Origin of the sequence: Sphingobium herbicidovorans (genome assembly GCF_002080435.1) — a bacterium.
Taxonomy (GTDB): domain Bacteria; phylum Pseudomonadota; class Alphaproteobacteria; order Sphingomonadales; family Sphingomonadaceae; genus Sphingobium; species Sphingobium herbicidovorans.
In genome coordinates this window covers 927,559-949,073 of sequence record NZ_CP020538.1, presented here as the reverse complement: position 1 = coordinate 949,073, position 21,515 = coordinate 927,559, and the positions used below count along the sequence as shown (strand labels likewise).

19 protein-coding genes and 1 pseudogene are annotated in these 21,515 nt (G+C 63.1%); 3 read left to right on the top strand and 17 right to left on the bottom strand.

Annotated elements, in window-relative coordinates:
• Window positions 1-31: 31 nt before the first annotated feature.
• The 7 genes and pseudogenes from B6S01_RS04600 to B6S01_RS04570 all read right to left on the bottom strand — a co-directional run bounded on the left by B6S01_RS04600 (window position 32) and on the right by B6S01_RS04570 (window position 7,254).
• Window positions 32-1,375 carry a PQQ-like beta-propeller repeat protein gene (locus tag B6S01_RS04600; protein WP_037461564.1) on the bottom strand — a complete coding sequence of 448 codons (1,344 nt, stop codon included), beginning with the start codon at window positions 1,373-1,375 and terminating at the stop codon, window positions 32-34.
• Window positions 1,376-1,391: 16 nt separating this feature from the next.
• Window positions 1,392-2,090: a tetratricopeptide repeat protein gene (locus tag B6S01_RS04595; protein ID WP_037461565.1), complete on the bottom strand. Its 699-nt coding sequence runs from the start codon at window positions 2,088-2,090 to the stop codon at window positions 1,392-1,394.
• A gap of 74 nt (window positions 2,091-2,164) precedes the next feature.
• Entirely contained in the window at window positions 2,165-3,037 is an 873-nt protein-coding gene (gene panB / locus B6S01_RS04590) for a 3-methyl-2-oxobutanoate hydroxymethyltransferase (RefSeq protein ID WP_037461566.1), read from the bottom strand.
• A gap of 150 nt (window positions 3,038-3,187) precedes the next feature.
• A pseudogene (locus B6S01_RS04585) lies at window positions 3,188-5,652 on the bottom strand (TonB-dependent receptor).
• A gap of 131 nt (window positions 5,653-5,783) precedes the next feature.
• Entirely contained in the window at window positions 5,784-5,975 is a 192-nt protein-coding gene (locus B6S01_RS04580) for a YezD family protein (RefSeq protein WP_037462248.1), read from the bottom strand.
• A 94-nt stretch (window positions 5,976-6,069) separates the two neighbouring features.
• On the bottom strand, window positions 6,070-6,738 hold the full coding sequence (locus B6S01_RS04575; RefSeq protein ID WP_037461570.1) for an RBBP9/YdeN family alpha/beta hydrolase: 669 nt from the start codon (window positions 6,736-6,738) through the stop codon (window positions 6,070-6,072).
• Window positions 6,739-6,888: 150 nt separating this feature from the next.
• A complete protein-coding gene (locus B6S01_RS04570; protein ID WP_037461572.1) occupies window positions 6,889-7,254 on the bottom strand; it encodes a PRC-barrel domain-containing protein in 366 nt (121 codons plus the stop codon).
• Window positions 7,255-7,339: 85 nt separating this feature from the next.
• On the opposite strand from B6S01_RS04570, the gene B6S01_RS04565 reads away from it, so the two are divergent.
• Window positions 7,340-7,771: an OsmC family protein gene (locus B6S01_RS04565; RefSeq protein WP_037462249.1), complete on the top strand. Its 432-nt coding sequence runs from the start codon at window positions 7,340-7,342 to the stop codon at window positions 7,769-7,771.
• A 5-nt stretch (window positions 7,772-7,776) separates the two neighbouring features.
• Here the strand turns inward: B6S01_RS04565 and B6S01_RS04560 are convergent, their stop codons facing one another.
• From B6S01_RS04560 to B6S01_RS04525, 8 genes are all read right to left on the bottom strand, one after another.
• A complete protein-coding gene (locus B6S01_RS04560; protein WP_037461575.1) occupies window positions 7,777-8,679 on the bottom strand; it encodes a DMT family transporter in 903 nt (300 codons plus the stop codon).
• 144 nt (window positions 8,680-8,823) lie between these two features.
• Window positions 8,824-10,350: a CpaF family protein gene (locus B6S01_RS04555; protein WP_037461577.1), complete on the bottom strand. Its 1,527-nt coding sequence runs from the start codon at window positions 10,348-10,350 to the stop codon at window positions 8,824-8,826.
• Between the two features lie 201 nt (window positions 10,351-10,551).
• Window positions 10,552-10,806 carry an ATP synthase F1 subunit epsilon gene (locus B6S01_RS04550; RefSeq protein ID WP_037461579.1) on the bottom strand — a complete coding sequence of 85 codons (255 nt, stop codon included), beginning with the start codon at window positions 10,804-10,806 and terminating at the stop codon, window positions 10,552-10,554.
• A 97-nt stretch (window positions 10,807-10,903) separates the two neighbouring features.
• The gene (gene atpD, locus B6S01_RS04545; RefSeq protein ID WP_037461581.1) at window positions 10,904-12,349 is read right to left on the bottom strand and encodes a F0F1 ATP synthase subunit beta; all 1,446 of its coding nucleotides are present in this window, start codon (window positions 12,347-12,349) and stop codon (window positions 10,904-10,906) included.
• Between the two features lie 25 nt (window positions 12,350-12,374).
• Window positions 12,375-13,259 carry a F0F1 ATP synthase subunit gamma gene (locus B6S01_RS04540; protein WP_037461583.1) on the bottom strand — a complete coding sequence of 295 codons (885 nt, stop codon included), beginning with the start codon at window positions 13,257-13,259 and terminating at the stop codon, window positions 12,375-12,377.
• A gap of 116 nt (window positions 13,260-13,375) precedes the next feature.
• Entirely contained in the window at window positions 13,376-14,905 is a 1,530-nt protein-coding gene (atpA, locus tag B6S01_RS04535) for a F0F1 ATP synthase subunit alpha (protein ID WP_037461586.1), read from the bottom strand.
• A gap of 2 nt (window positions 14,906-14,907) precedes the next feature.
• Window positions 14,908-15,462, bottom strand: coding sequence for a F0F1 ATP synthase subunit delta (locus B6S01_RS04530; protein WP_037462252.1), 555 nt, complete (start codon window positions 15,460-15,462; stop codon window positions 14,908-14,910).
• A gap of 199 nt (window positions 15,463-15,661) precedes the next feature.
• Window positions 15,662-17,209 carry a S1C family serine protease gene (locus B6S01_RS04525; protein WP_037462255.1) on the bottom strand — a complete coding sequence of 516 codons (1,548 nt, stop codon included), beginning with the start codon at window positions 17,207-17,209 and terminating at the stop codon, window positions 15,662-15,664.
• Window positions 17,210-17,313: 104 nt separating this feature from the next.
• Here B6S01_RS04525 and ada point away from each other — a divergent pair, with 104 nt between their 5' ends.
• A complete protein-coding gene (ada, locus tag B6S01_RS04520) occupies window positions 17,314-18,378 on the top strand; it encodes a bifunctional DNA-binding transcriptional regulator/O6-methylguanine-DNA methyltransferase Ada (protein ID WP_037462258.1) in 1,065 nt (354 codons plus the stop codon).
• Between the two features lie 162 nt (window positions 18,379-18,540).
• Window positions 18,541-18,984, top strand: a complete 444-nt coding sequence (locus B6S01_RS20970; RefSeq protein WP_156103302.1) for a hypothetical protein — start codon at window positions 18,541-18,543, stop codon at window positions 18,982-18,984.
• Between the two features lie 163 nt (window positions 18,985-19,147).
• Here B6S01_RS20970 and B6S01_RS04515 read toward each other — a convergent pair whose 3' ends face one another.
• Both B6S01_RS04515 and B6S01_RS04510 read right to left on the bottom strand, forming a co-directional pair.
• Complete coding sequence (locus B6S01_RS04515) at window positions 19,148-19,321, bottom strand: DUF1289 domain-containing protein (RefSeq protein ID WP_081570283.1); 174 nt, start codon at window positions 19,319-19,321, stop codon at window positions 19,148-19,150.
• A 14-nt stretch (window positions 19,322-19,335) separates the two neighbouring features.
• Window positions 19,336-21,507, bottom strand: a complete 2,172-nt coding sequence (locus B6S01_RS04510; protein ID WP_037461589.1) for a primosomal protein N' — start codon at window positions 21,505-21,507, stop codon at window positions 19,336-19,338.
• Between the last annotated feature and the right edge of the window lie 8 nt (window positions 21,508-21,515).

Sequence of the window (21,515 nt, the reverse complement as noted above, 5' to 3'; positions counted from 1 at the left end):
ATGAGGGCCCGTTCCTTCCTTAGCGGCTATCCTAGCGCAGCGCCGTGAGGCGGCCGTCATCGGCCAGGATATAGAGTATGTTGTTGGCGACGACCGGCGGCAGCGACATCGAACGATCCATATCGACCGACTTCTGGACAGAGCCTGTTGCCGGGTCGACATAATTCAGGTCGCCATGCGTCGATACCAGCACCAGGTGACCACCCGCCAGCACAGGGCCGGTCCAGCGGATCGCATTAGCCTTTTTCTTTTCCTTTTCCCAGCGCCGCAATTGGCTGATCCAGCGAATCCTGCCGGTGGCGCGGGCGACGCACAGCAGCTTGGCGTCGCTGGTCACGATGAACACCCATTCACCAGCGACCCAGGGCGTTGAAATGCCCGCAACATTGAGTTCCCACAGGCGCTGGCCGCTCACCAGTTCATAGGAAGCCATGCGGCCACCCTGACCGATAGCGAAAACGCGCCCGCGATCGACAACCGGATTGGCATCGATGTCGGTCAGCGAAGCGACCGCCGTCGAGATGCTGGTGCGGGAAAGCGCGTCGCCCCACAGCGTACGGCCATTTTCGTAACGGTAGGCGGTGATTTCACCCGAGCTGTAGCCAGCGATCACGGTCCCCTGAGCGGCAGCGGGAGCAGCCACGCCGAACACGCCGGTTACCTGCAGCGTGCCGCTGTCGGTCCACTGCACTTCGCCATCGCTCTGGTTCAGGGCGAAGATCTGGTTGTCCTGGCTCATCACATAGACATGGCCGTTGGCGAGCGTGGGCGCGCCGCGCAGCGGACCGCCAGGGCGCTTTTTCCAAAGGATGGAGCCGTCCGCTGCATTCAGCGCAGCCACGTCGCCAACGCCGGTGCTGGCATAAACCTTGTCATCGACGATGCTGACGCCGCCGCCGAACAAGGAAGGGCCGCTGCCCTTGGAGGGGAGGGCGGTTTGCCACAGTTTCGCGCCGCTGTTGGCATCGAACGCGATGACGCGGGCGTCGGCATCGATGACATAGAGCTTGCCATTGGCGATGACCGGGGCGGACGCAAGTCGCGCCCTGGGCGTGCTGCCCTGGATCGAGGCGGTCCAGCTGGTTGCGGGCGACGTGCTCAGCGCGAGGTGGCCCATGGCCTTCGACGGGGAACCGCCCGGCTGCTCCCATTGGTTATTCACATAGGGTTCCGGCAACGACACGGGCACATCGGCCAGGGTCGGATCAACCTCCACGCCCTGCTCGTTGGTCAGGATCGACACGCGATTACCGACTACCGGCGTCTTGGGTCCGCCCTTCTTGCCGCCAATGATGCCGCAGCCCGCCAGCAGCGCGACCATCGCAGCCACGGTCAGGGCGCGGCGCGCGCCCGCGAATTTCGTCATGCTGTCCATCCCCATGCGCTTATCTTCATTCCTGTCCAGGCTCGGCCGGCGTTTCGACCGCGTCTATTCCCAATAGTCCCGCCATCTGTCTTGCGCGTGAACGGATCGACTGGGGCACGCTTGCATCCTTCGCCATCGCGGCGAACAGCGGCCCGGCGAGATCGGGTTTGCGCATCTTCATATAGGCGATGGCCACCAGCTCGCCCGCGCTGCCGAACCACGGCGCGCCTTCAACGGCAAGCGGCTTGAGCCGATCGACGACCTGCTGGGGTTTCAGCGCCTCAAACTCCAATGTCGTCTGGCGGATGAGGGCGAGGTCCCGATAGGGCTGATCGAGCGAGCTGTCGGCCGCCATCGCCTTGTAAGCGGCTATCGCGGCTTTGTTATCGCCTTTGCGGGCGGCCGTCCCTGCCTTGACGAGCAGAGCCGAGGCGCGGAAGCCGGGCTGGCGGGCGTTAACGAGGGTGTCGAGCTGCTTGGCGTCCGGCGAACCCCCGCCCTCGGCCGTCGCGATCACCTTGTCCATTTCTTCCGAAACGGCCTGGGACTGGGTGGTGCTGTGATGCTGCCAATAGAGCCAGCCGGCGAAGGCAGCGAGGCCAATGATGACGAGCGCGACGATCCAGCGACCAAAGCGCTGCCAGAAGGTCAGCAGCTGGTCCTGGCGGACGGCGTCATTCACCTCACGCATGAAGGCTTCGCTGTTTTGCGGCGTCAGGGCCACTTGGGTCTCCAGATAGGCGTCAGAAAAAGCTCGCGGAAGGCGCGATCAATAGCGGCGGCGGCGCTTAGCGCAAATCACTTTTTAGGCCGATAGACCTGATCTGCGGTTGGAAAGCTGCGGTTGCGCACTTCGGCGGCGTAGCGTTCGGCCGCGCCGCTGATGGTGTCGGCCAGATTTTCGTACCGTTTGACGAAGCGGGCCGTGCGTTCGAACATGCCGAGCATGTCCTCTGCAACCAGCACCTGGCCATCGCAATGCGCGGAAGCGCCGATACCGATGACGGGGATGTCGAGGCTGTCGGTGATGGCGACGGCGAGGTCTTCCATTACGCCTTCAAGGACCACGGCGAACGCGCCCGCCTTGGCCACGGCGCGGGCGTCGTCCATGATCTTGGCATGTTCTTCCTGGCTCTTGCCACGCGCGCCGTAGCCGCCGAGCGCGTTTACCGCCTGCGGCGTGAGGCCGACATGGGCCATGACCGGGATGCCGCGCTGGGAAAGGAAGGCGATGGTTTCGGCCATGGCCTGCCCGCCCTCCAGCTTGACGGCGGCGCAACCGGTTTCGGCCATGACGCGGCTGGCGCTGGCGAAGGCATGGGCGGGGGATGCTTCGTAGCTGCCGAAGGGCATGTCGACCAAAACGAGGCTGTGATAGCTGCCGCGGACCACGGCTGCGCCATGGGCAATCATCATGTCGAGCGTGACGGCAAGGGTCGAAGGCAGGCCGTAGATCACCTGACCGAGCGAGTCGCCGACCAGCAGCATGTCGCAATGGGGATCGAGAAGCTGCGCCTGCCGGGCGGTATAGGCGGTCAGCATCACCAGCGGTTCGTCCGTTTTGCCCTCCGCCTTGCGGCGCTGGATGGCGGGGACGGTCAGCCGCTTCATCGGCGCGGGGGTAGGATTGGCGCGGCTGGTGGATGTGTCGAGCGTGAAGGTGGTGGACATGGCTGCGCTTTACAGCAGCGGCGGTAATGGCGCAAATCGGGTGCAGGGCCAGTTTGGGCGAAGCGGATTTAATGAAGGAAATGGCGAATTGAAAAAGAACGGGAGCGGCGGGCCTGTGCCGCTCCCGCAGGGGTGAATATCGTTACGGTATCAGAACGAGAATTTGAGCGTTCCGCCCCATGTCCGCAGGTCGCCGGGCTGGCCGGCGATCAGGCCGGTGTTGCCCGGCGCAACCTGGAGATTTTCGATATAGTTGACGTAGAAGGCGTTGCGGACCCAGCCGAACACATCGAAGCCTTCGCCACGGAAACCGGCGCGGAAGTTGGTCAGGGCATAGCCCTTTACTTCGGTGTAGCGCGAGGGCGAGGCGTTGGAGTTCCAGCGTGAGCGGTAGTTGCCGTCGATGCCCAGATAGACCTGGCCTTCCTTCGCCAGCAGCGTCACCGGGATGTTATATTCCGCGCCGTAGGAGAAAGCCCATTTGGACACGCCGGGCAGGTCCTGACCGGAAATGTCGCACTGGCGAGGGCTGGGTGCCCCCGGTACGCCTGGCTGGGAATAGTCGGCCGGGACGCCAGCGGGCTGCGACGGTCCGCCCGACAGTTCGGGCGGGCAAGGCGCGTTGGTGGACTTCTTGTATTTCGCGTCGGTGTAAGCCGCGTTCGCGTAAGCGGTGAAGCGGTCGCTTGCGACCACCTTGAAGTCCGCTTCAATGCCCTGCGACCGGACCTTTTCCGCGTTGGCGAGGTAGCCGCGCACGGTGCCGAACTGGCCGCCATTCACCGTCGCCTGGAAGTCCTTGATCGTGGTGCGGAAGGCGGAGACGTTGAAGGTCGCGCGGCGATCCCACAGCTGGGTCTTGAGGCCCACTTCGAAATGTTGCACCGATTCCGGCTTCACCGTCGCGGCGTCGTAGTTGACTGTATTGTCGATGTTGAGCGGCAAGCCGTTCTGGTTGATGCCGAGCGTCTTGAAGCTCTTGGCGTAGGTCGCATAGGCCAGAACGTCGCGGGCGACCTTGTAGTTGACGTTGAAGTCATAGGTGAAGTTCCACGCGCTGTCGGACGGGGCGCTGACCTGCGGCTGGTAGACGCCGCACTGCTGCGACGTGCCCGCGATGGTGCCCGGCGCTGGCGTGGGCGTGCAGCTGATGGCCTGGCCCTGCGCGTTTGTGACGACACGCTGATAGAAGCCGGACTTCTTGTCGTAGTTGAGGCGAAGGCCGGGCTGAAGCGTCAGTGCGTCGGTGACTTTCCAGCTGAGCTGACCGAACAGGGCGGCGCTGTCCGCCTTCAGATACTGCGTATTGCTGGCGGTCAGGCCCGCGAGCGTCGCAGGATTGTTGGCCGGGTTCAACGGATCGGACGAGGGCGCAAGGCTCCACTGGGCAGCGTTGACGCCCTGCTGTTCGGTGCCCTGCGTGTCGATCCGCTGCTTGAAGCCGAATAGGCCGACCACGAAGTCGATCTTCTGGCTTTCGTAATTATAGCGAAATTCCTGGCTATACTGGTCCTGTTGCGAAGGGTTTTGCGAGCGGGAGACGATCGACAGGCCGGTGAAATCGCGGTCATTTTCCGGCTTCCAGTCCCAGAAGCGCCAGGCAGTGACGGAGGTGAGCGTGCCGGGGCCGATGTCCCACTTGATGCGCGCCGACACGCCGCCGATCTTGTTGCCCGCGTTCAGATTGCTGTCGAGATCGGTCAAGCGATCATAAGGATTGCGGCTGGGCGCGACATAGCCCTGCGCCGCGGCAAGCGCGTCATATTGGCGGTTGAGCGGGCGCTGCGTGCGGCCGACGCGGACGAAGGTGGTGCCACAGCATTCGGGATCCTGCCTGCTATAGTCGCCCGACAGCGTGACGCTGAGATCGTCATTGGGCCGGAACAGCAGCTGGCCACGAATGCCCAGATTGTCCTGTTCGTTGATCCAGCGTTGCGACGTGACGTTGTAGATGGTCCCCGGCGGCTGGTCGCGGCGACGGCGAGGCGGGCAGCGACCGTTTCAGACAAGGGGCCGGATATAGCAGCCTTTGCTTGCCGGTAGTTGAGGTTCCCGATGGACAGTTCGGCGCGGCCTTCGAAATCGAAGGTCGGCTGGTTGGTCGTGATATTGATCGCGCCCGCCGTTGTGTTCTTGCCGTAGAGCGAGCCTTGCGGGCCGCGCAGCACCTCAACCTGGTTGACGTCAAGGAAGTCGAAGGTCGCGGCGGCGACGCGCGAATTATAGACGTCATCGACATAGATGCCGACGCCCTGTTCAAATCCGTCGCTGGTAAGGCCGAACGGCACGCCCAGCCCACGGATGTTGACCGAGGTGTTGCGCGGATTGGTGGTATAGACCTGAAGCGTCGGCGCAAGCTGCTGGAGCTTCACCACGTTGAAGTTGCCGGTCGCTTCGATGCTGTCGCCACGGATCACCGAGATGGCCAGCGGCACTTGCTGCGCGGTTTCCGCGCGGCGGCGGGCGGTGACGATGATTACCTCGCCACGCGGGCTGCTTTGCTCTGCGGCGGCGTCAGCAGCGGCGGCGGCTGGAACGCTGTCCGCCGCATGGACGCCGGACGCAATGAAGGATGCGCTCGCCGTGGTGGCGAGCAGCAAGGAACGCGCAATCATGAAAAATTCCCCTTATTTCGGTGAATGTTGATCGCGGCATTTCCGGTGGTCCGGTCAAAACCGATGTCTTGGATGGATATGGATAGTCAGCGGCCCATTCCGGCCGCCGGTTACTGAAGGCTGGCCTGGTGTCAGGCGGTGAGCCGAGTCTTTTCCGTCACGTCGATCTGGACGACGCGCGCGTCGTGCACGGTCAAGGTGATCGACCCGAAACGCAGTGCTTCAAGCACGCCACGAACCTTTTCCACGCTGACGGCGATGTCGTGCCGCTGGCCTTGCACGCCGCCGTTGCTGGCGAATGGGATTGTCGGATTGTCACTCACAAGCACCTCTGACCCGACCTTTATCTCAACTGATTTAATAGACAAAAAAGCAAATATATCGGACACCCAAGCCAGCCTTGTGGCGCCCGTCATGTCAGTTGATCATCCGCAACGCGCTCATTCGTCTTTCATGATGGGGAAGGGTTGTGGCTGGCCGCATTTGCCGTATCACAGCGGCCTGTTCATGCGCATCGTCTACCAGCCGGTCGAGCAGCATTTGACCGAAGTCCCACTGTCCAAGACCGGAATCGGCGTTGATATGGCCGCAATGACCCGCATCGACGAAGGTGCTGCCCCAATTTTTCGCGATACTGTGTGCGCGTTCGAAGAAGATATAGGGGTCGTTGCGGCTGGCCACGACAAAGGATGGGAAGGGTAGTTGCGCACGCGGCGTGGGGCCGAACCCGCCGATCGTTTCAGGCGTTTCCATCCTGTCGCAATCGGGCGGAGCGACCAGCAAGGCCCCGGTCACCGGCCAGCCATAAGCCTGACTTTGCAACGCGCCCCACCAGGCCACGGCGAGGCAGCCGAGGCTGTGTGCCGCCAGGATGATCGGCCCGTCCGCTTCCCGAATTGCGGCGTCAAGCCGCGTGACCCAGGCGTTACGGCCAGGGCTGGCCCAACTGCCCAGATCGACCCGCTGGCAATCGCCGCGTCTGCTTTCCCAAAGGCTCTGCCAATGGTCCGGCCCGCTATTGTTGAGGCCCGGTATGGTCAGCACGACCGGGTTGCGTGCGTCACCCAGATGTCCGAATCGCTCCATGGCGTGATCCTCTCCAGTTGCCTGAAGAGACGATAATTCTATTCTTTAAGTAGACAATATCGAAGCGATCAATTGTGTCCGGATTTAGGCAGCCGGATTCATCGGCGGTTCAGCTTTTCATTCAGCTCTATCGATGGTGTTACCGACGGCTTACCAAGGATAGATCAGCCCGTAATATGAAAATACGGTGCGGCCATAGGTTTCGTCATAGTCGGGCTGCATGCCGGGCATATGCCGCGGGGCGTCGTTGAGCTGATCCTTGCTGAGATCGACGAGATATCCCCCTTTTCCCGTGTCATATTCCAGCATCGACCATGGCAGCGGATAATGATCGTTGCCCAGGCCCAGGAAGCCGCCGAAGGACAGGACGGCATAGCGCACCTGACCGCTGCGCTTGTCCACCATGAGGTTGGAAATGTGGCCGAGCCTGTCGCCGGCGCGGTTATAGACGACCGTGCCTTCGACCTTGTCCGAAGCGATGAGATCGCTGGGTTGTTCTGTAGCCGGGTTGGTCATGGTCACGCTCCTGCAGGGAATCGGATATAAGAATGAAACCGGGCAGGATCGGCGGGGTTCCACCCTATTTGGCAGGAGGATCAGCATGAAGATCAATCGTAGCGGATCAGCGGTGTGGAGCGGCGGCCTGAAGGATGGGAAGGGCGCGATTTCCACGCAGAGCGGGGCGCTGGACGCGCATCCCTATGGCTTTGCCATGCGGTTTGAGGGCGTACCGGGGACTAACCCTGAAGAATTGATCGCGGCGGCCCACGCATCCTGCTTCACCATGGCGCTTTCCCTGATATTGGGCGAAGCCGGGCTGACCGCCGAAAAGATGGAGACCAACGCCGTCGTCACGCTGGAACAGCAGGAGGGCGGTTTTGTCATCACGGCAAGCAAATTGACTCTGAAGGCTCGTATCCCCGGCGCCGACGACGCGCAGTTTCAGGAATTGGCGGAAAAGGCCAAGGCGAACTGCCCCGTGTCGAAGCTGCTGAACGCCCAGATCAGTCTGGATGCCGAACTGCTGGGCTGAGCGGATCAGGCCAATGCGGCGCGGCGGGTGCGGACATGCTCCCGCCAAGCGATGTAGAGGCCGCTCAAGATGATGAGCATGGCGCCGATCCAGGTCGTCGGCATCGGCCATTCGCCCCAGATCAGCACGCCGAGCAGGGTGGACCAGATGATCATGCTGTAGTCCATGGGCAGCACCACCGATACCGGCGCGCGGGTCAACGCGCCGGTCATGCAAAGCTGGCCGATCCCGCCCGTCAGCCCGAGCGCGGCGAGCAGCGCCCAGGTGAGCGGATCATGCGCCGTGCCGACGAACAGCATCACCAGGCCGAGCGGCGGCAGTGAAAGGATGGTGAACCAGAAGACGATGACGCCGGGCTTTTCGGTCCGGCCAAGGTCACGCAGGACCAGGCTGATGCACGCGGTCAGGACCGCCGCGGTGATGGCGACGGCAAGCCCGAGTGGCGGGAAATGTGCGCTGTCGGGGCGGATCATGACGATGATGCCGGCAAAGCCCAGCAGAATGGCGGCCCAGCGGTGGGGGCCTGTGCTTTCCCGCAGGATGAGCACCGACAGCAGCGTGGCGAAGATCGGCATGGTGAAGCCGATCGCAGTGGCTTCCGTCAGCGGCAAAAGCAGGTAGGAGCCGAAATTGAGGGCCATGCCGGTGAGGCCCAGCGCGGTCCGGCTGACATGCGCACCCAGCCTGTTGGTGCGCACGGAGGCCAAGCCGTCGGTCATCGCGACCCAGGCAAGTATCAGCGGTAGCGCAAGTGCCTGACGGTAGAAGAGCAGTTCGCCCAGGGCGACTCCGCGCGCACTGATCACTTTGCCCAATGCGAACATCGCCGCCAGGAAGATCATCGCCACAACGCGCAGGCCAATCCCCGACAGCGGGCGTTCGTCACGCGTCAGCGGCGGAGGCGGCATTTCCTCCGGGGGGCTTGCAGGGGCGGGCGGTTGCACGGCGTTCGCTTTAGTTGGCTGAAAAGATGGCGCAACCGCTTAGCGTAGAAAGAGGGATTTCCCGGGCTGGCGGAACGGGGCGATCACCCCGCAGCCAGGCCGGTCACGTCAAAGGCAAGCCTCCAGGAACGGCTGGTCGAAACCGAACTGCCGCGCCTTGTCCAGCGTATAGGGACGCAGGCCCATGGAGCGATATTCGCCGACAATCTTCCCGCTGTCGTCCTCGTCATGATATTCGAACTTGAACAGTTCCTGCGTGACGATGACATCGCCCTCCATCCCGATTACCTCGGTGACGTTGGTGACGCGGCGGGAACCGTCGCGCAGACGCTTTACCTGGACGATGAGGTCCACCGAGTCGGCGATCTGCTTGGAGATGGCTTCCTTCGGGATCTTGATGTCGCCCATCAGGATCATGTTTTCCATACGGCCAAGGCATTCGCGCGGGCTATTGCTGTGGAGCGTGCACATTGAGCCGTCATGGCCTGTGTTCATCGCGGCGAGCAGGTCGAAACACTCCGCGCCGCGAATTTCGCCCAGGATGATGCGGTCGGGGCGCATACGCAGGGCGTTCTTGACGAGATCGCCGATGGTGATCGCGCCTTGGCCCTCCAGGTTCGGGGGACGCGTTTCGAGCGGCAGCCAGTGCGGTTGTTGCAGGCGCAGTTCGGCCGCGTCCTCGATGGTCAGCACGCGCTCGCCCGGATCAATCATTTTCGACAGGGCGTTGAGCATGGTCGTCTTGCCCGAGCCGGTGCCGCCCGAAATGACGATGTTCATCCGGCAGGCGCCCGCGATCTTCAGCGCGGTGCACATCTTTGGACTCATCGCACCCCATTGGGCGAGCATGTCCAGCGTGATCGGCTTGGCGGAGAATTTACGGATCGAGATGGCGGTGCCGCGCAACGACAGCGGCGGCACGATCACGTTGACGCGGCTGCCGTCGGGCAGGCGGGCGTCGGCCAGCGGCGTGGTCTGATCGACGCGGCGGCCGACCTTGTTCACGATGCGCTGCGCGATCTGGAACAGATGCTCTTCGTCGCGGAACTTGATGGGCGCGATCTGGAGCTTGCCCTTCTTTTCGATATAGGTCTGCTCCGGCCCGTTGACCATGATGTCGCTGACGTCCGGATCGGCCAGCAATTCCTCGAGCGGACCGAGGCCGAGCAGTTCATCGACCAGCACCTTTTCCAGCGCGAACTGTTCACGCCGGTTCAGGGTAAGCTTGAGCTCCGCCAGCACCTCCATGATGATCGGGCGGAATTCCTCGGCCAGCTCATCCTTGCTGAGCGTCGCGGCAGCTTCCGGATCGACGCGTTCCAGGAGCCGGGGGAGAACCTGTTCCTTGATCTTGTGGACCGACGCTTCAAAGCCTTGGGGCCCCGCGTCGGGCACATGTTCGGCGTTGGCGCGGTCGGACAGGCGCTGCAATGCGTCGGCGTTGCGCTGCATCTGGCTGGTGGGAGCGGAAAGCGGATCGATCGGCGCTTCCGCGGGCAGGGGCGCCATGTCGAGCGGAGGAAACTGTTCCCCACCCCGGACTTCCTCGCGAGGCGCTCCGCCCTGCATCGGCCTGGCCACGCCGAATCCCGGCTTGATACCGGCAGGTCCATTTTTCCGTCCAAACGCGCTCATAATTCTCCGCCGCTATGGTCCAATCGGTCCAGCCAATCACAAAGAGACCGATCAAATATGGCTGGAAATGGTGAATAGGGCGGAAACTTTGACAAATGGCTAATGGCGGGGGCGGTCGCGCCGATAGTTGCAATGCAAGAAGGCCGCGTTCCCTGGCGGAAGCGGCCTTCTTGGCGAACGGATCAGGAGAAGTGGGTTGGCTTAGCCCGCATGCTCCGCAAGGACGGTCAGGCCCTTTTCGTTCACCTCCGCAAAGCCGCCCTGGACCGGGATGACTTCGGGCGCCGAACCGGCGCTGGCGAAAATCTGGATCGCGCCGTCGCGGGCGGTCGACATGAAGGGGGCGTGGCCTTCCAGCACGCCGAAGTCGCCATCGGCGCCGGGAACGACGACCTGATAGACCTCTTCCGAGCGGACGAGCTTTTCGGGGGTCACGAGTTCGAAATGCAGTGCCATCTTCGGTTCCTTAGCCCCTCCCTTTCAAGGGAGGGTTGATCGCAGTCACGTGCCTCTGTTCTCCCCTCCCGCATGCGCGGGGGGAGAACAAGGTAGCTTACGCTGCTTCGGCAGCCAGCTTCTTCGCCTTTTCGATGGCCTCGTCGATGCCGCCGACCATGTAGAAGGCGTTTTCGGGCAGATGGTCATATTCACCATCGACCACGGCCTTGAACGACTTCACCGTGTCTTCGATCTGGACGAACTTGCCCGAGATGCCGGTGAAGACTTCGGCGACGTGGAAGGGCTGCGACAGGAACTTCTGGATCTTGCGGGCGCGGGCGACGGTCAGCTTGTCCTCTTCGGACAGCTCGTCCATGCCCAGGATCGCGATGATGTCTTGCAGCGACTTGTACTTCTGCAGGATCGACTGAACCGCACGGGCGGTTTCATAATGTTCCTGACCGACGACGCGGGGTTCCAGAACGCGGCTGGTCGAATCCAGCGGATCGACCGCCGGATAGATGCCCAGTTCGGAAATGGCGCGGTTGAGAACGGTGGTGGCGTCCAAGTGGGCGAAGGAGGTTGCGGGCGCCGGGTCGGTCAAGTCGTCCGCGGGGACGTACACGGCCTGAACCGAGGTGATCGAACCCTTGTTGGTTGAGGTGATGCGTTCCTGCAGCGCACCCATGTCGGTGGCGAGGGTCGGCTGATAGCCCACGGCCGAAGGAATACGGCCCAGCAGAGCGGACACTTCCGCGCCCGCCTGGGTGAAGCGGAAGATGTTGTCGACGAAGAACAGCACGTCCTGGCCTTCCTGGTCGCGGAAATATTCCGCGATGGTGAGGCCCGACAGGGCGACGCGCGCGCGGGCGCCCGGCGGCTCGTTCATCTGGCCATAGACCAGTGCCACCTTGGAACCTTCGCTGATCGCATTGCCGTCGGCGTCCTTGGCGATAACGCCGGCGTCTAGGAATTCGTGATAGAGATCGTTGCCCTCGCGGGTACGTTCACCCACGCCCGCGAAGACCGAGGTGCCGCCATGGCCCTTTGCGATGTTGTTGATCAGTTCCTGGATGAGCACGGTCTTGCCAACGCCTGCGCCGCCGAACAGGCCGATCTTGCCGCCCTTTGCATAGGGAGCGAGAAGGTCGATGACCTTGATGCCGGTGACGAGGATCGAGCTTTCGGTCGACTGATCGACAAACTCGGGAGCCTTGGCGTGGATGGGGGCGGACAGGGTGGTTTCCACCGGGCCACGCTCGTCGATCGGCTCACCGATGACGTTCAGGATGCGGCCGAGCGTGGCCGGGCCGACGGGAACGCGGATCTGCGTGCCGGTGTCGGTGACTTCCTGACCGCGGGTCAGGCCGTCGGTCGAGTCCATCGCGATGGTGCGGACGGTGTTTTCACCCAGATGCTGGGCGACTTCCAGCACCAGGCGCTGGCCGTTGTTGCTGGTTTCCAGCGCCGAGAGAATCGCGGGGAGCGCATCGGGGAAGGTCACGTCGACGACAGCGCCGATGACCTGCGAGATGCGGCCTACATTGTTGGTGGTTGCCATGACTGCTTCCTTGCGTGCGTGATCTTTAGAGGGCTTCGGCGCCCGAGATGATTTCGACCAGTTCGGTGGTGATCGCGGCCTGGCGGCTGCGGTTATACTGAATGGTCAGCTTGTTGATGAGGTCGCCGGCGTTGCGGGTGGCGTTGTCCATCGCGGTCATCGATGCGCCCTGTTCGGATGCGTTGTTTTCCAGCAGCGCCTTGAAAATCTGCACCGTGATGTTGCGCGGCAGCAGGTCGTCGAGGATCGCTTCCTCGCTCGGTTCATATTCGACCGTGGCGGCAATCGCGTTGCGATCGGCATCCTCGGGAATCTTGACCGGGATGATCTGCTGCTCGGTCGGGATCTGGGCGAGGGCCGACTTGAATCGCGAGAAGAAGAGATGCGCGACGTCGAACTTGCCGTTCAGATACATGTCGGTGAGTTCATGCGCGATCGCTTCGGCCTGGCTATAGCCCGGCTCCTTGACACCGGTGGTGTCATATTGCGCCACGATCATGCCGGGGAAGGTGCGGTTGATGACCGGACGGCCCTTGCGGCCGATGAGGTAGAAGCGGACGGTCTTGCCCTGCTGGATCAGCTCGTCGGCTTTGGCGCGGGCGGCCTTGACGATGTTGGCGTTGAACGCGCCGGCAAGGCCACGGTCAGAGTTGGCGACCACCAGCAGATGGACGTCATCCTTCCCGGTTCCCGCCAGCAGTGGAGAGGCGCCTTCGCCCGATCCGCCCGCGATTTTCGAGGCGAGGCTGGCGACGACCGCTTCCAGGCGGCTGGAATAGGGGCGCGCGGCTTCAGCAGCGGCCTGCGCCTTGCGCAGCTTCGCGGCGGCGACCATCTGCTTCGCCTTGGTGATCTTCTGGGTCGATTTGACCGACCCGATGCGGATCTTCAGTTCCTTGAGGCTTGCCATCTGACGTCTCGTTCAATCCTGTTCCGTCATGCCAGCAAAGGCTGGCATCTCAAGCCGTCAGGTCGGACCTATCCGGCCTGAGACCCCAGCTTTACGCTGGGGTGACGGCTTTCATATTAGGCGAAGGTCTTGCCGAAGCTGTCGAGCGCAGCCTTCAGCTTCGCCTTGGCGTCGTCGCCCAGATCCTTGCTGTCGCGGATCGTGGCCAGCACTTGCGGATGATCGTGGCGCAGATAGGCGAGCATCAGCTCTTCATAGCGCGTGACGTCCTTGACCGGGATGCCGTCCAGATAGCCGTTGGTGCCGGCAAAGATCGACGCAGTCTGCTCTTCAAACGGCAGCGGCGAGAACTGGGCCTGCTTCAGCAGCTCGGTCAGGCGCGCGCCACGGTTCAGCAGTTTTTGCGTCGAAGCGTCGAGGTCCGAACCGAACTGGGCGAAGGCCGCCATTTCGCGATACTGGGCCAGCTCGAGCTTGATCGAGCCGGACACCTTCTTCATCGCCTTGGTCTGAGCGGCGGAGCCGACGCGCGACACCGACAGGCCAACGTTAATGGCCGGACGGATGCCCTGGTAGAAGAGGTTGGTTTCAAGGAAGATCTGACCGTCGGTGATCGAGATCACGTTGGTCGGAATGTAGGCCGACACGTCGCCCGCCTGCGTTTCGATGATCGGCAGCGCCGTCAGCGAACCGGAGCCGTTGGCGGCGTTCATCTTGGCGGCGCGCTCCAGCAGGCGGCTGTGCAGGTAGAAAACGTCGCCCGGATAGGCTTCACGACCCGGAGGACGACGCAGCAGCAGCGACATCTGGCGATAGGCGACGGCCTGCTTGGAAAGGTCGTCATAGACGATCACGGCGTGCATGCCGTTATCGCGGAAATATTCGCCCATCGTGACGCCGGTGTAAGGCGCCAGATACTGGAGCGGAGCGGGTTCCGAAGCGGTTGCGGCGATGACGATGGAATATTCCATCGCGCCGTTTTCTTCGAGCTGCTTCACGATCTGCGCGACGGTCGAGCGCTTCTGGCCGACGGCGACGTAGATGCAGTAGAGCTTCTTGCTCTCGTCATCGCCCGCATTGACGCCCTTCTGGTTGATGAAGGTGTCGATCGCGACGGCGGTCTTGCCGGTCTGGCGATCGCCGATGATCAGCTCACGCTGACCACGGCCAACGGGGACCAGCGTGTCGATTGCCTTGAGGCCGGTCTGCACGGGTTCATGAACCGAGGTACGCGGGATGATTCCCGGCGCCTTCTTTTCGACGCGCATGCGCTGGTCGGACACGATCGGGCCCTTGCCGTCGATCGGGTTGCCAAGACCATCGACCACGCGGCCCAGAAGACCCTTGCCAACGGGGACGTCCACGATGGTGCCGGTGCGCTTGACGGTGTCGCCTTCCTTGATCTCGGCGTCCGAGCCGAAGATCACGACGCCGACATTGTCGGCTTCGAGGTTGAGCGCCATGCCCTGCACGCCATTGGCGAACTCGACCATTTCGCCCGCCTGGACGTTGTCGAGGCCGTGGACGCGGGCGATGCCGTCACCCACGGTCAGCACGGAACCGACTTCGCTCACCTGCGCTTCGGTGCCGAAATTGGCGATCTGGTCCTTGATGACCTTCGAAATTTCTGCGGCGTTGATATCCATGTTCAGCCTTTCATCGCCTGGGCGAGACTATTCAAACGGGTGCGGATGGAGGAATCGATCATCTGGCTGCCGATCTTGACGACCAGCCCGCCGAGGATCGCGGGATCGACCTTGGCGTTGAGCGCGACATCGCGGCCGACGCGGGCGCGCAGGCTCTGCTGCAGGGCGGAAAGCTGGCTGGCGTCGAGCGGATGCGCGCTCGTCACGTCGGCCCGGACTTCGCCCTTGTGATTCGACAGGAGCGTTTCATAGGCGCGGATGATCGCGGGCAATTGGTTCAGGCGGCGATTTTCGGCGAGGACGCCGAGGAATTTCGTCGTCAGCGCGTCGATTCCCATGGAGGAAGCGACGGCGGCGATCGTTTTCCCGGCAGCGTCGCGGCTGAGCACGGGATTGTTGATGAGCCCCTTGAAATCAGCCGATTCGGCAATCGCTGCCTTGATCGCGCCGAGGCTGGCCGCCACGGTGTCGAGGACGTTGCCGTCGCGAGCCAGATCGAACAGCGCAACCGCGTAGCGTCCGCTGAGGCTGGCCTGTATGCCGCCGGTAGTCTCCACGCGTTTACCGTCCTCCATTGAGTTCACTGGCACTTGATTTGCCGGTCATGCAAAAGAGGGGCGCGGTCTTATCCGTCCCGTTCCCCTGTTGCCGGGCCGGTTAGCAGCGGGATTATGACTATGCAAGCCATGGAACACGATTCCGTCACAAGGATGGAATCAAGGCCGTTCGCCGGATCATTTCGCCGCGAGAATCCGGTCAGTTGGACGGATCGGGCGGAGCAAGGCGGCCCTTGCGACAGCGATAGACCAATCGCTCATTGGGCTGCGCGGGCAGCAGGGCGGCGAGATTGGAGCGCAGCGCGGCGATCTGGGCCAAAAGGTCGGAATCGGTTCCGCATGCCTTGGTCGGACCGTCGTTGAGCAGGGCGCGCGCTTTATCCATCGTGTCGCTATCGGGGAGCCAGCGTTCTACGCGGAGCATGCCTCTTGCGGGATCGAAGCGGCTTACCGTGATGAAATTGCCGGATTCGGGGACCGTGGCGCGTTCCCAGTCATTGCCTGAACTGACATATTGGCGGTTGCCATTGACGCATCCCGTGGCGGTCCAGTTAAAGGGAATGTCGTTCGCTTCCGAAATTGTCAGGCGGCTGCGGTTGAGATCGACGGTGCAGACATTGTCGCCTTCCCACGCATAGGCGCTGTTGCCCGCGACCCGGTTGTCCTCTGGCAGTTTTACGCGTTCATCAATGCTGGAAAAGCTGGGCTTGAGGAAGAACAGCGCGAAAGCGCCAAGCAGCAGAACGCCGCCGCCCGCCAGCAGCCATGTCGCGCGGCGTTCCCGGCCCTGGCTGTAGGAAAGCCCGCCAGCGCCCAGGCCCAGAACCGCGATTGCAAGCAGGACAGCCGCACCCGCCATCGCATTTTCGCGGCTGGAGATGACATCCTGCTCCGCGCTGTCACGGGCTTTTTGAAGCGCCGCTTCGCGTGCGTCGGTCCGGGCGCGTTCCGACTGCTCGATCTGCTGCGTCTCTCGCTGGGTCAGCGCGGCTTCTGCGGCGATCGCGTCGGCCATGGATCGGCACGGAACGACCGTGCGGAGGGTGGAAACGCCCGCCTGGCGGAGAAATGAGGCCACTTCCCGCCAGGACACCGCGAATCCGAACTCTGCGTCATTGCCGTCCGACACCGAACCGAAACTGTTGACGCCCAGCACCCGGCCACAGTCATCGACCAGGGGACCGCCGCTGTTCCCGGCGGCAAGCGGCGCGGTATGGAGAATCGTGTCGAAGCTCTGGCTGGAGCGTCCCGACGAGATGTTGCCGCTCGTCTTCACGGTGCTGAGCGGTTCGACCATCTGCTTGAGGCCAAGGCCCTGCGCCCGATCTACCGAGCCGGGATAGCCGATGGCCGTTACATGCTGCCCATCGCTGAGCGCCCCGGCATAGAATGTGCTGACGGGGAGGCTGCCTTCCTCCAGTTGAATCAGCGCCAGATCGTTGCCCGGCGAATAGGCGATCACCCTGCCGCCATAGCTTTTGCGGCCTTCGGACGGGATGACGCCGATGACCAGATTCTTTTCCTCGCGCGTCAATTCGACGACATGGGCGTTGGTGATGACCTTGTCAGGTGCGACGGCAAAGCCGCTGCCGTGGCCGACAAAATAGGCCTCCGCGCCATCGGTGGCGACGATGGCGATGCGCACCACGCCACGGGCGGCGGCGGCGATATCCTGCTGTTCCGCAGAAGCCGCAGTTGGCAGCGCGAGCGCAAGCAGAAGGCAGAGGCGGCGGAGCGTGGCGACCATGATCCGGCGCATTCATATGCGAAGCCCGGACTTAGGCAATGGGGAATTGCTTTGAGCGCAAGTGGCGGGAAGGCTGGCCACCGCAGCCCTGCTATTCCATAAGCATGAACCAGATGAGCGATATTGCCCCCTCGATGCAGCAACCTTTGGACGCCCAGGCTTGCTGGGACGCCTTTATGCGCCGCGATCGCAGCCTGGACGGGCGGTTTGTCGGCGCTGTGCTGACCACCGGCATCTATTGCAAGCCAAGCTGCGCGGCGCGGCATCCACGGCGGGAAAATATGATCTTCCTGCCCGATCCGGCGGCGGCTCGGGCAGCGGGGTTTCGCGCCTGCCTGCGCTGCCGGCCCGACGAGGTGGGGCGCGATCGCGTGGCGGTGGAGGCGGCGCAAGCCTTTATCGGCGCGGCTGAAACGCTCCCTTCGCTGGAGGAGATCGCCGCCCATGCGGGCTATGCGCCGCATCATTTCCACCGCCTGTTCAAGCGCGAGACGGGGCTGACCCCCGCCGCCTATGCGCGGTCGTTGCGCGCCGAGCGGCTGAAGGCGGCGTTGGCGGAGGGCGAGAGCGTCACCGATGCGATCTATGAGGCGGGTTATAATGCGCCGAGCCGCGCCTATGCGGATGCGAAGCGGCATTTGGGCATGACGCCGAGCGCGTGGAAAGATGGCGGGCGGGGCGTCACGATCCGCCATGTGGTGGTGGTGTCGAGCCTCGGTCCCGTGCTGGTCGCGGCCACGGCGAAGGGGTTGTGCCGGATCAGCTTTGATGAGGGCGAGGCGGAGTTGCGGCGGCGCTTTCCCAAGGCGGAGATATTGCCGGGTGACGCGGCGTTGGAGGCGCTGGCGGCGCAGGTGGTGCGGTTGATCGAGGAGCCGACGCGGCCGCTCGACCTGCCGGTCGATATTTGCGGGACGGCTTTCCAGCAGGCGGTGTGGGCCGCCCTGCGCGCGATCCCGCCGGGCGAGACGCGTAGCTATGCCGAGATCGCGACGTCGATTGGGCGGCCGAGGGCGGTGCGGGCGGCTGGGACGGCTTGTGGCGACAATGGGCTGGCTGTGCTGATCCCCTGCCACCGGGCGCTGCGGAGCGACGGCGGGTTGGGCGGCTATGCCTATGGGATTGAGCGGAAGAAGACGTTGCTGGAGCGAGAAGGTGGTGGGCGGTAGGGGCTGTTTTGGGTGGAGAGCGGACCGTTCGCTTAGGGTCACTGGATAAGGGTCGCAATCCAGAATTACCGATGATATTTGACGATAGGGGTTGGCCAATCGAGACGGCCAAATGACTGAAAAATTGGGGATATCATGCGATATTTGATAACGGCTGCAGTGATGGTTCTAATTACTGTTCCGTCCACCTTGTCAGCCCAAGAGGTGCGCCAAGTGAAATATCAAAGATGGGGTATGTTCGGTGGGTATAAAGATAAATCTATAGGTCAAAATTCATGGAAAGTAATAGCTGGTGTCAATGGAAGGGCTCCGGAAGGCAGCGCTTTTAATATTGCACTCTATCGGGCAGCAGAACTCAGTAAGGTAGCAGGGTTCAAGTATTTCCAGATCATTAATCAAAAAGGTAAGCAATCATATGTAAGCCTTGGCGGAGCGTCTTCCAAACATAGCGCTGGCGGAGACGCAGAACTGCAGATCATAGCGGTTAACGATCCTGCTGCCCCCGAAAACTGTCTGGCCGAGAGACGGGAACTTTGTACGACGCTTGAGGCAGACGCTACTATGCAGCGAGTGAGCCCATTTCTGAAGTTCCCTCGCCTCAAATGATGCGATGTGGCACTGATCTGAGTAATACCGCAACGGGGCGACCTTTGCCACACTCAGCGACCGCTATTGGTCGTCAGCGGCCCGGCAGCTTGTCCACACTGGACGGTGGCAGAGTATTTCAACGGGACGATAGACTTGCTGAAGGCCTTATAGCGATGTGGGGTCAGTCAGAGTCAGTTTCGTTTTCGCGCTGTCGCCCCAGCCGCTCCATGATCGCTTGCCGCTGCGACTTGCTCATGCCGCGCCAGCGCTTGATCTCGTCGGTGGTGCGGCGGCAGCCGGTGCAGAGGCGGCCTGCCTTGTCCAGCTTGCAGATGTTGACGCAGGGGCTTTCCATGGGCGTTCAGGCCGTCACATGAAGCTGTAGGGATCGACGTCCACGGCGACGCGGGTGCCCGATTTCCAGCTGAGTTTGCCCAGCCATTCGCGGATCGCGGCCTGAACGTCCATCGCCCGCGTGGCGTGGATCAGCAGGCGGTGGCGGTGGCGGCCGCGCAGGACGGAAAGCGGCGCGGGCGCGGGGCCATAGACGCGCATGCCGTCGATCTGGGGCGCGGACTTGCTTATCATGCGCGCGACTTGCGCGGCTTCGTCGGCATCCTCGCTGGAGACGATGATCGCGGCGAAGCGGCCGAAGGGCGGGGCGTTGGCGCGGCGGCGGTTTTCGGTTTCGACTTTGTAGAAGCGTTCCGAATCGCCTGCCATCAGCGCCTGTATGACTTCCGCTTCGGGCATACGGGTCTGGATGAAGACGCGGCCGGGCTTTTGGCCGCGACCGGCGCGGCCAGCGACCTGCACGATCTGCTGGAAGGTGCGTTCGGACGCGCGCAGGTCGCCGCCCTCCAGCCCCAGGTCCGCGTCGATCACGCCGACCAGCGTCAGGTTGGGGAAATGATAGCCCTTGGTTACCAGCTGGGTGCCGACGATGATGTCGATTGCCCCGGCCTCCACCGACTTCACGAATTCGGCGACCTTGGCGGGCGACCAGAGCGTGTCGGACGTGACGATGGCGATACGCGCCTGCGGCCAGAGCGCCTTTACCTCGTCAGCGATCCGTTCGACGCCGGGGCCACAGGCGACCAGGCTGTCTTCCTCCTTGCAGTCGGGGCAGAAGCGGGGGGACGGGATCACATGGCCGCAATGATGGCAGGCGAGACGCTTCGTCAGGCGGTGTTCGACCATCCAGGCAGTGCAGTTGGGGCACTGGAAACGATAGCCGCAATGGCGGCAGAGGGTGAGCGGCGCGTAGCCGCGGCGATTGAGGAAGAGGAGGCTTTGTTCGCCCTTTTCCATCGTCTCATCAATCGCCTTGACGAGCGGCGGGGCGATCCAGCGCCCGCGTTCCGGCGGATCGGTGAGAAGGTTGACGCTTTCGATGCCCGGCATTTCCGCGCCGCCAAAGCGCGAGGGGAGTTTGATTTCCTGATAGCGGCCGAGTTCAACCTGATGCCGCGTCTCTATGGCGGGGGTCGCGGACGCGAGGATGACCGGGAATTTTTCGATCAGGCCGCGCATCACCGCCACGTCGCGGGCGTGATAATGGACGCCATCCTCCTGCTTGAAGCTCGCTTCATGCGCTTCATCGACCACGATCAGGCCGAGATTGGGGTAGGGGAGGAATAGGGCGGAGCGCGCGCCGACGACGACGGACGCCTCGCCCGATGCGATCGCGCGCCAGGCGCGGCGGCGTTCGGACTGGCGCAGGCCGCTGTGCCAGCTGATGGGCGCCGTGCCGAACCGCTTTTCGAACCGTTCGAGGAACGGCTCTGTCAGCGCTATTTCGGGCAGGAGGACAAGGGTCTGGCGGCGCTGGCGGATGGCGGCGGCGATGGCTTCGAAATAGACTTCCGTCTTGCCCGACCCGGTGACGCCGTCCAGCAGGAAGGGGGCGAAGTCGCGGGCCTGCACCGCCCGCACGAACTGCGCGGCGGCGGCGGCCTGTTTGTTGGACAGGACGGGTGGGGCATGGTCAGGGTCCGGCACTGGATAGGGTGTGTCGATGCTGACTTCGACGGCTTCGAACGCGCCTGCCTTGACGAGGCCGCGGATCACCGCGTCGCTGACCCCGCCGATCAGGGCGAGTTCGCGGATCAGCCCCTGCCGCTCGCCGACACGCTCCATCGCCTGTTCGCGCTGGTCGGTCATGCGGTCGGGCAGGTCGCCGGTCGCGCGATATTCGATGACGGTGCGCGCGCCCTCAAGCGCGCTCATCGAAGCAAGCGTCATCCGCAGAACGGCGGCGATTGGCGCGAGATAATAGTCCGCGGTCCATTCGATCAGGCGGCGGACCGTTTCGGGGACCGGCGGCGCATCGACAAGGCCCACGATGTTGCGCAGGCGGTTGTCGCCGACCGTCTCGACATCGGGGAAGGCGTCTTCTTCCCACACGACGCCGACGATCTGGCGAGGGCCAAGCGGCGCGACGACGATGCTGCCAGGCTGGACGGCCATCCCGTGCGGCACGCGATAGTCGAGCGGCCCCAGGGCGGCGTTCAGCAGGATGACACGGGCGCGCGAACTCATCTGCCCCT

Excerpts from the sequence above, each read along its gene's own strand:
- B6S01_RS04600 (WP_037461564.1), bottom strand. The coding sequence starts at position 1,375 with ATGGACAGCATGACGAAATTCGCGGGCGCGCGCCGCGCCCTGACCGTG.
- panB (WP_037461566.1), bottom strand. The coding sequence starts at position 3,037 with ATGTCCACCACCTTCACGCTCGACACATCCACCAGCCGCGCCAATCCT.
- B6S01_RS04575 (WP_037461570.1), bottom strand. The coding sequence starts at position 6,738 with ATGGAGCGATTCGGACATCTGGGTGACGCACGCAACCCGGTCGTGCTG.
- B6S01_RS04570 (WP_037461572.1), bottom strand. The coding sequence starts at position 7,254 with ATGACCAACCCGGCTACAGAACAACCCAGCGATCTCATCGCTTCGGAC.
- B6S01_RS04565 (WP_037462249.1), top strand. The coding sequence starts at position 7,340 with ATGAAGATCAATCGTAGCGGATCAGCGGTGTGGAGCGGCGGCCTGAAG.
- B6S01_RS04560 (WP_037461575.1), bottom strand. The coding sequence starts at position 8,679 with ATGCCGCCTCCGCCGCTGACGCGTGACGAACGCCCGCTGTCGGGGATT.
- B6S01_RS04555 (WP_037461577.1), bottom strand. The coding sequence starts at position 10,350 with ATGAGCGCGTTTGGACGGAAAAATGGACCTGCCGGTATCAAGCCGGGA.
- B6S01_RS04550 (WP_037461579.1), bottom strand. The coding sequence starts at position 10,806 with ATGGCACTGCATTTCGAACTCGTGACCCCCGAAAAGCTCGTCCGCTCG.
- atpD (WP_037461581.1), bottom strand. The coding sequence starts at position 12,349 with ATGGCAACCACCAACAATGTAGGCCGCATCTCGCAGGTCATCGGCGCT.
- B6S01_RS04540 (WP_037461583.1), bottom strand. The coding sequence starts at position 13,259 with ATGGCAAGCCTCAAGGAACTGAAGATCCGCATCGGGTCGGTCAAATCG.
- atpA (WP_037461586.1), bottom strand. The coding sequence starts at position 14,905 with ATGGATATCAACGCCGCAGAAATTTCGAAGGTCATCAAGGACCAGATC.
- B6S01_RS04525 (WP_037462255.1), bottom strand. The coding sequence starts at position 17,209 with ATGGTCGCCACGCTCCGCCGCCTCTGCCTTCTGCTTGCGCTCGCGCTG.
- ada (WP_037462258.1), top strand. The coding sequence starts at position 17,314 with ATGAACCAGATGAGCGATATTGCCCCCTCGATGCAGCAACCTTTGGAC.
- B6S01_RS20970 (WP_156103302.1), top strand. The coding sequence starts at position 18,541 with ATGGTTCTAATTACTGTTCCGTCCACCTTGTCAGCCCAAGAGGTGCGC.
- B6S01_RS04515 (WP_081570283.1), bottom strand. The coding sequence starts at position 19,321 with ATGGAAAGCCCCTGCGTCAACATCTGCAAGCTGGACAAGGCAGGCCGC.
- B6S01_RS04510 (WP_037461589.1), bottom strand. The coding sequence starts at position 21,507 with ATGAGTTCGCGCGCCCGTGTCATCCTGCTGAACGCCGCCCTGGGGCCG.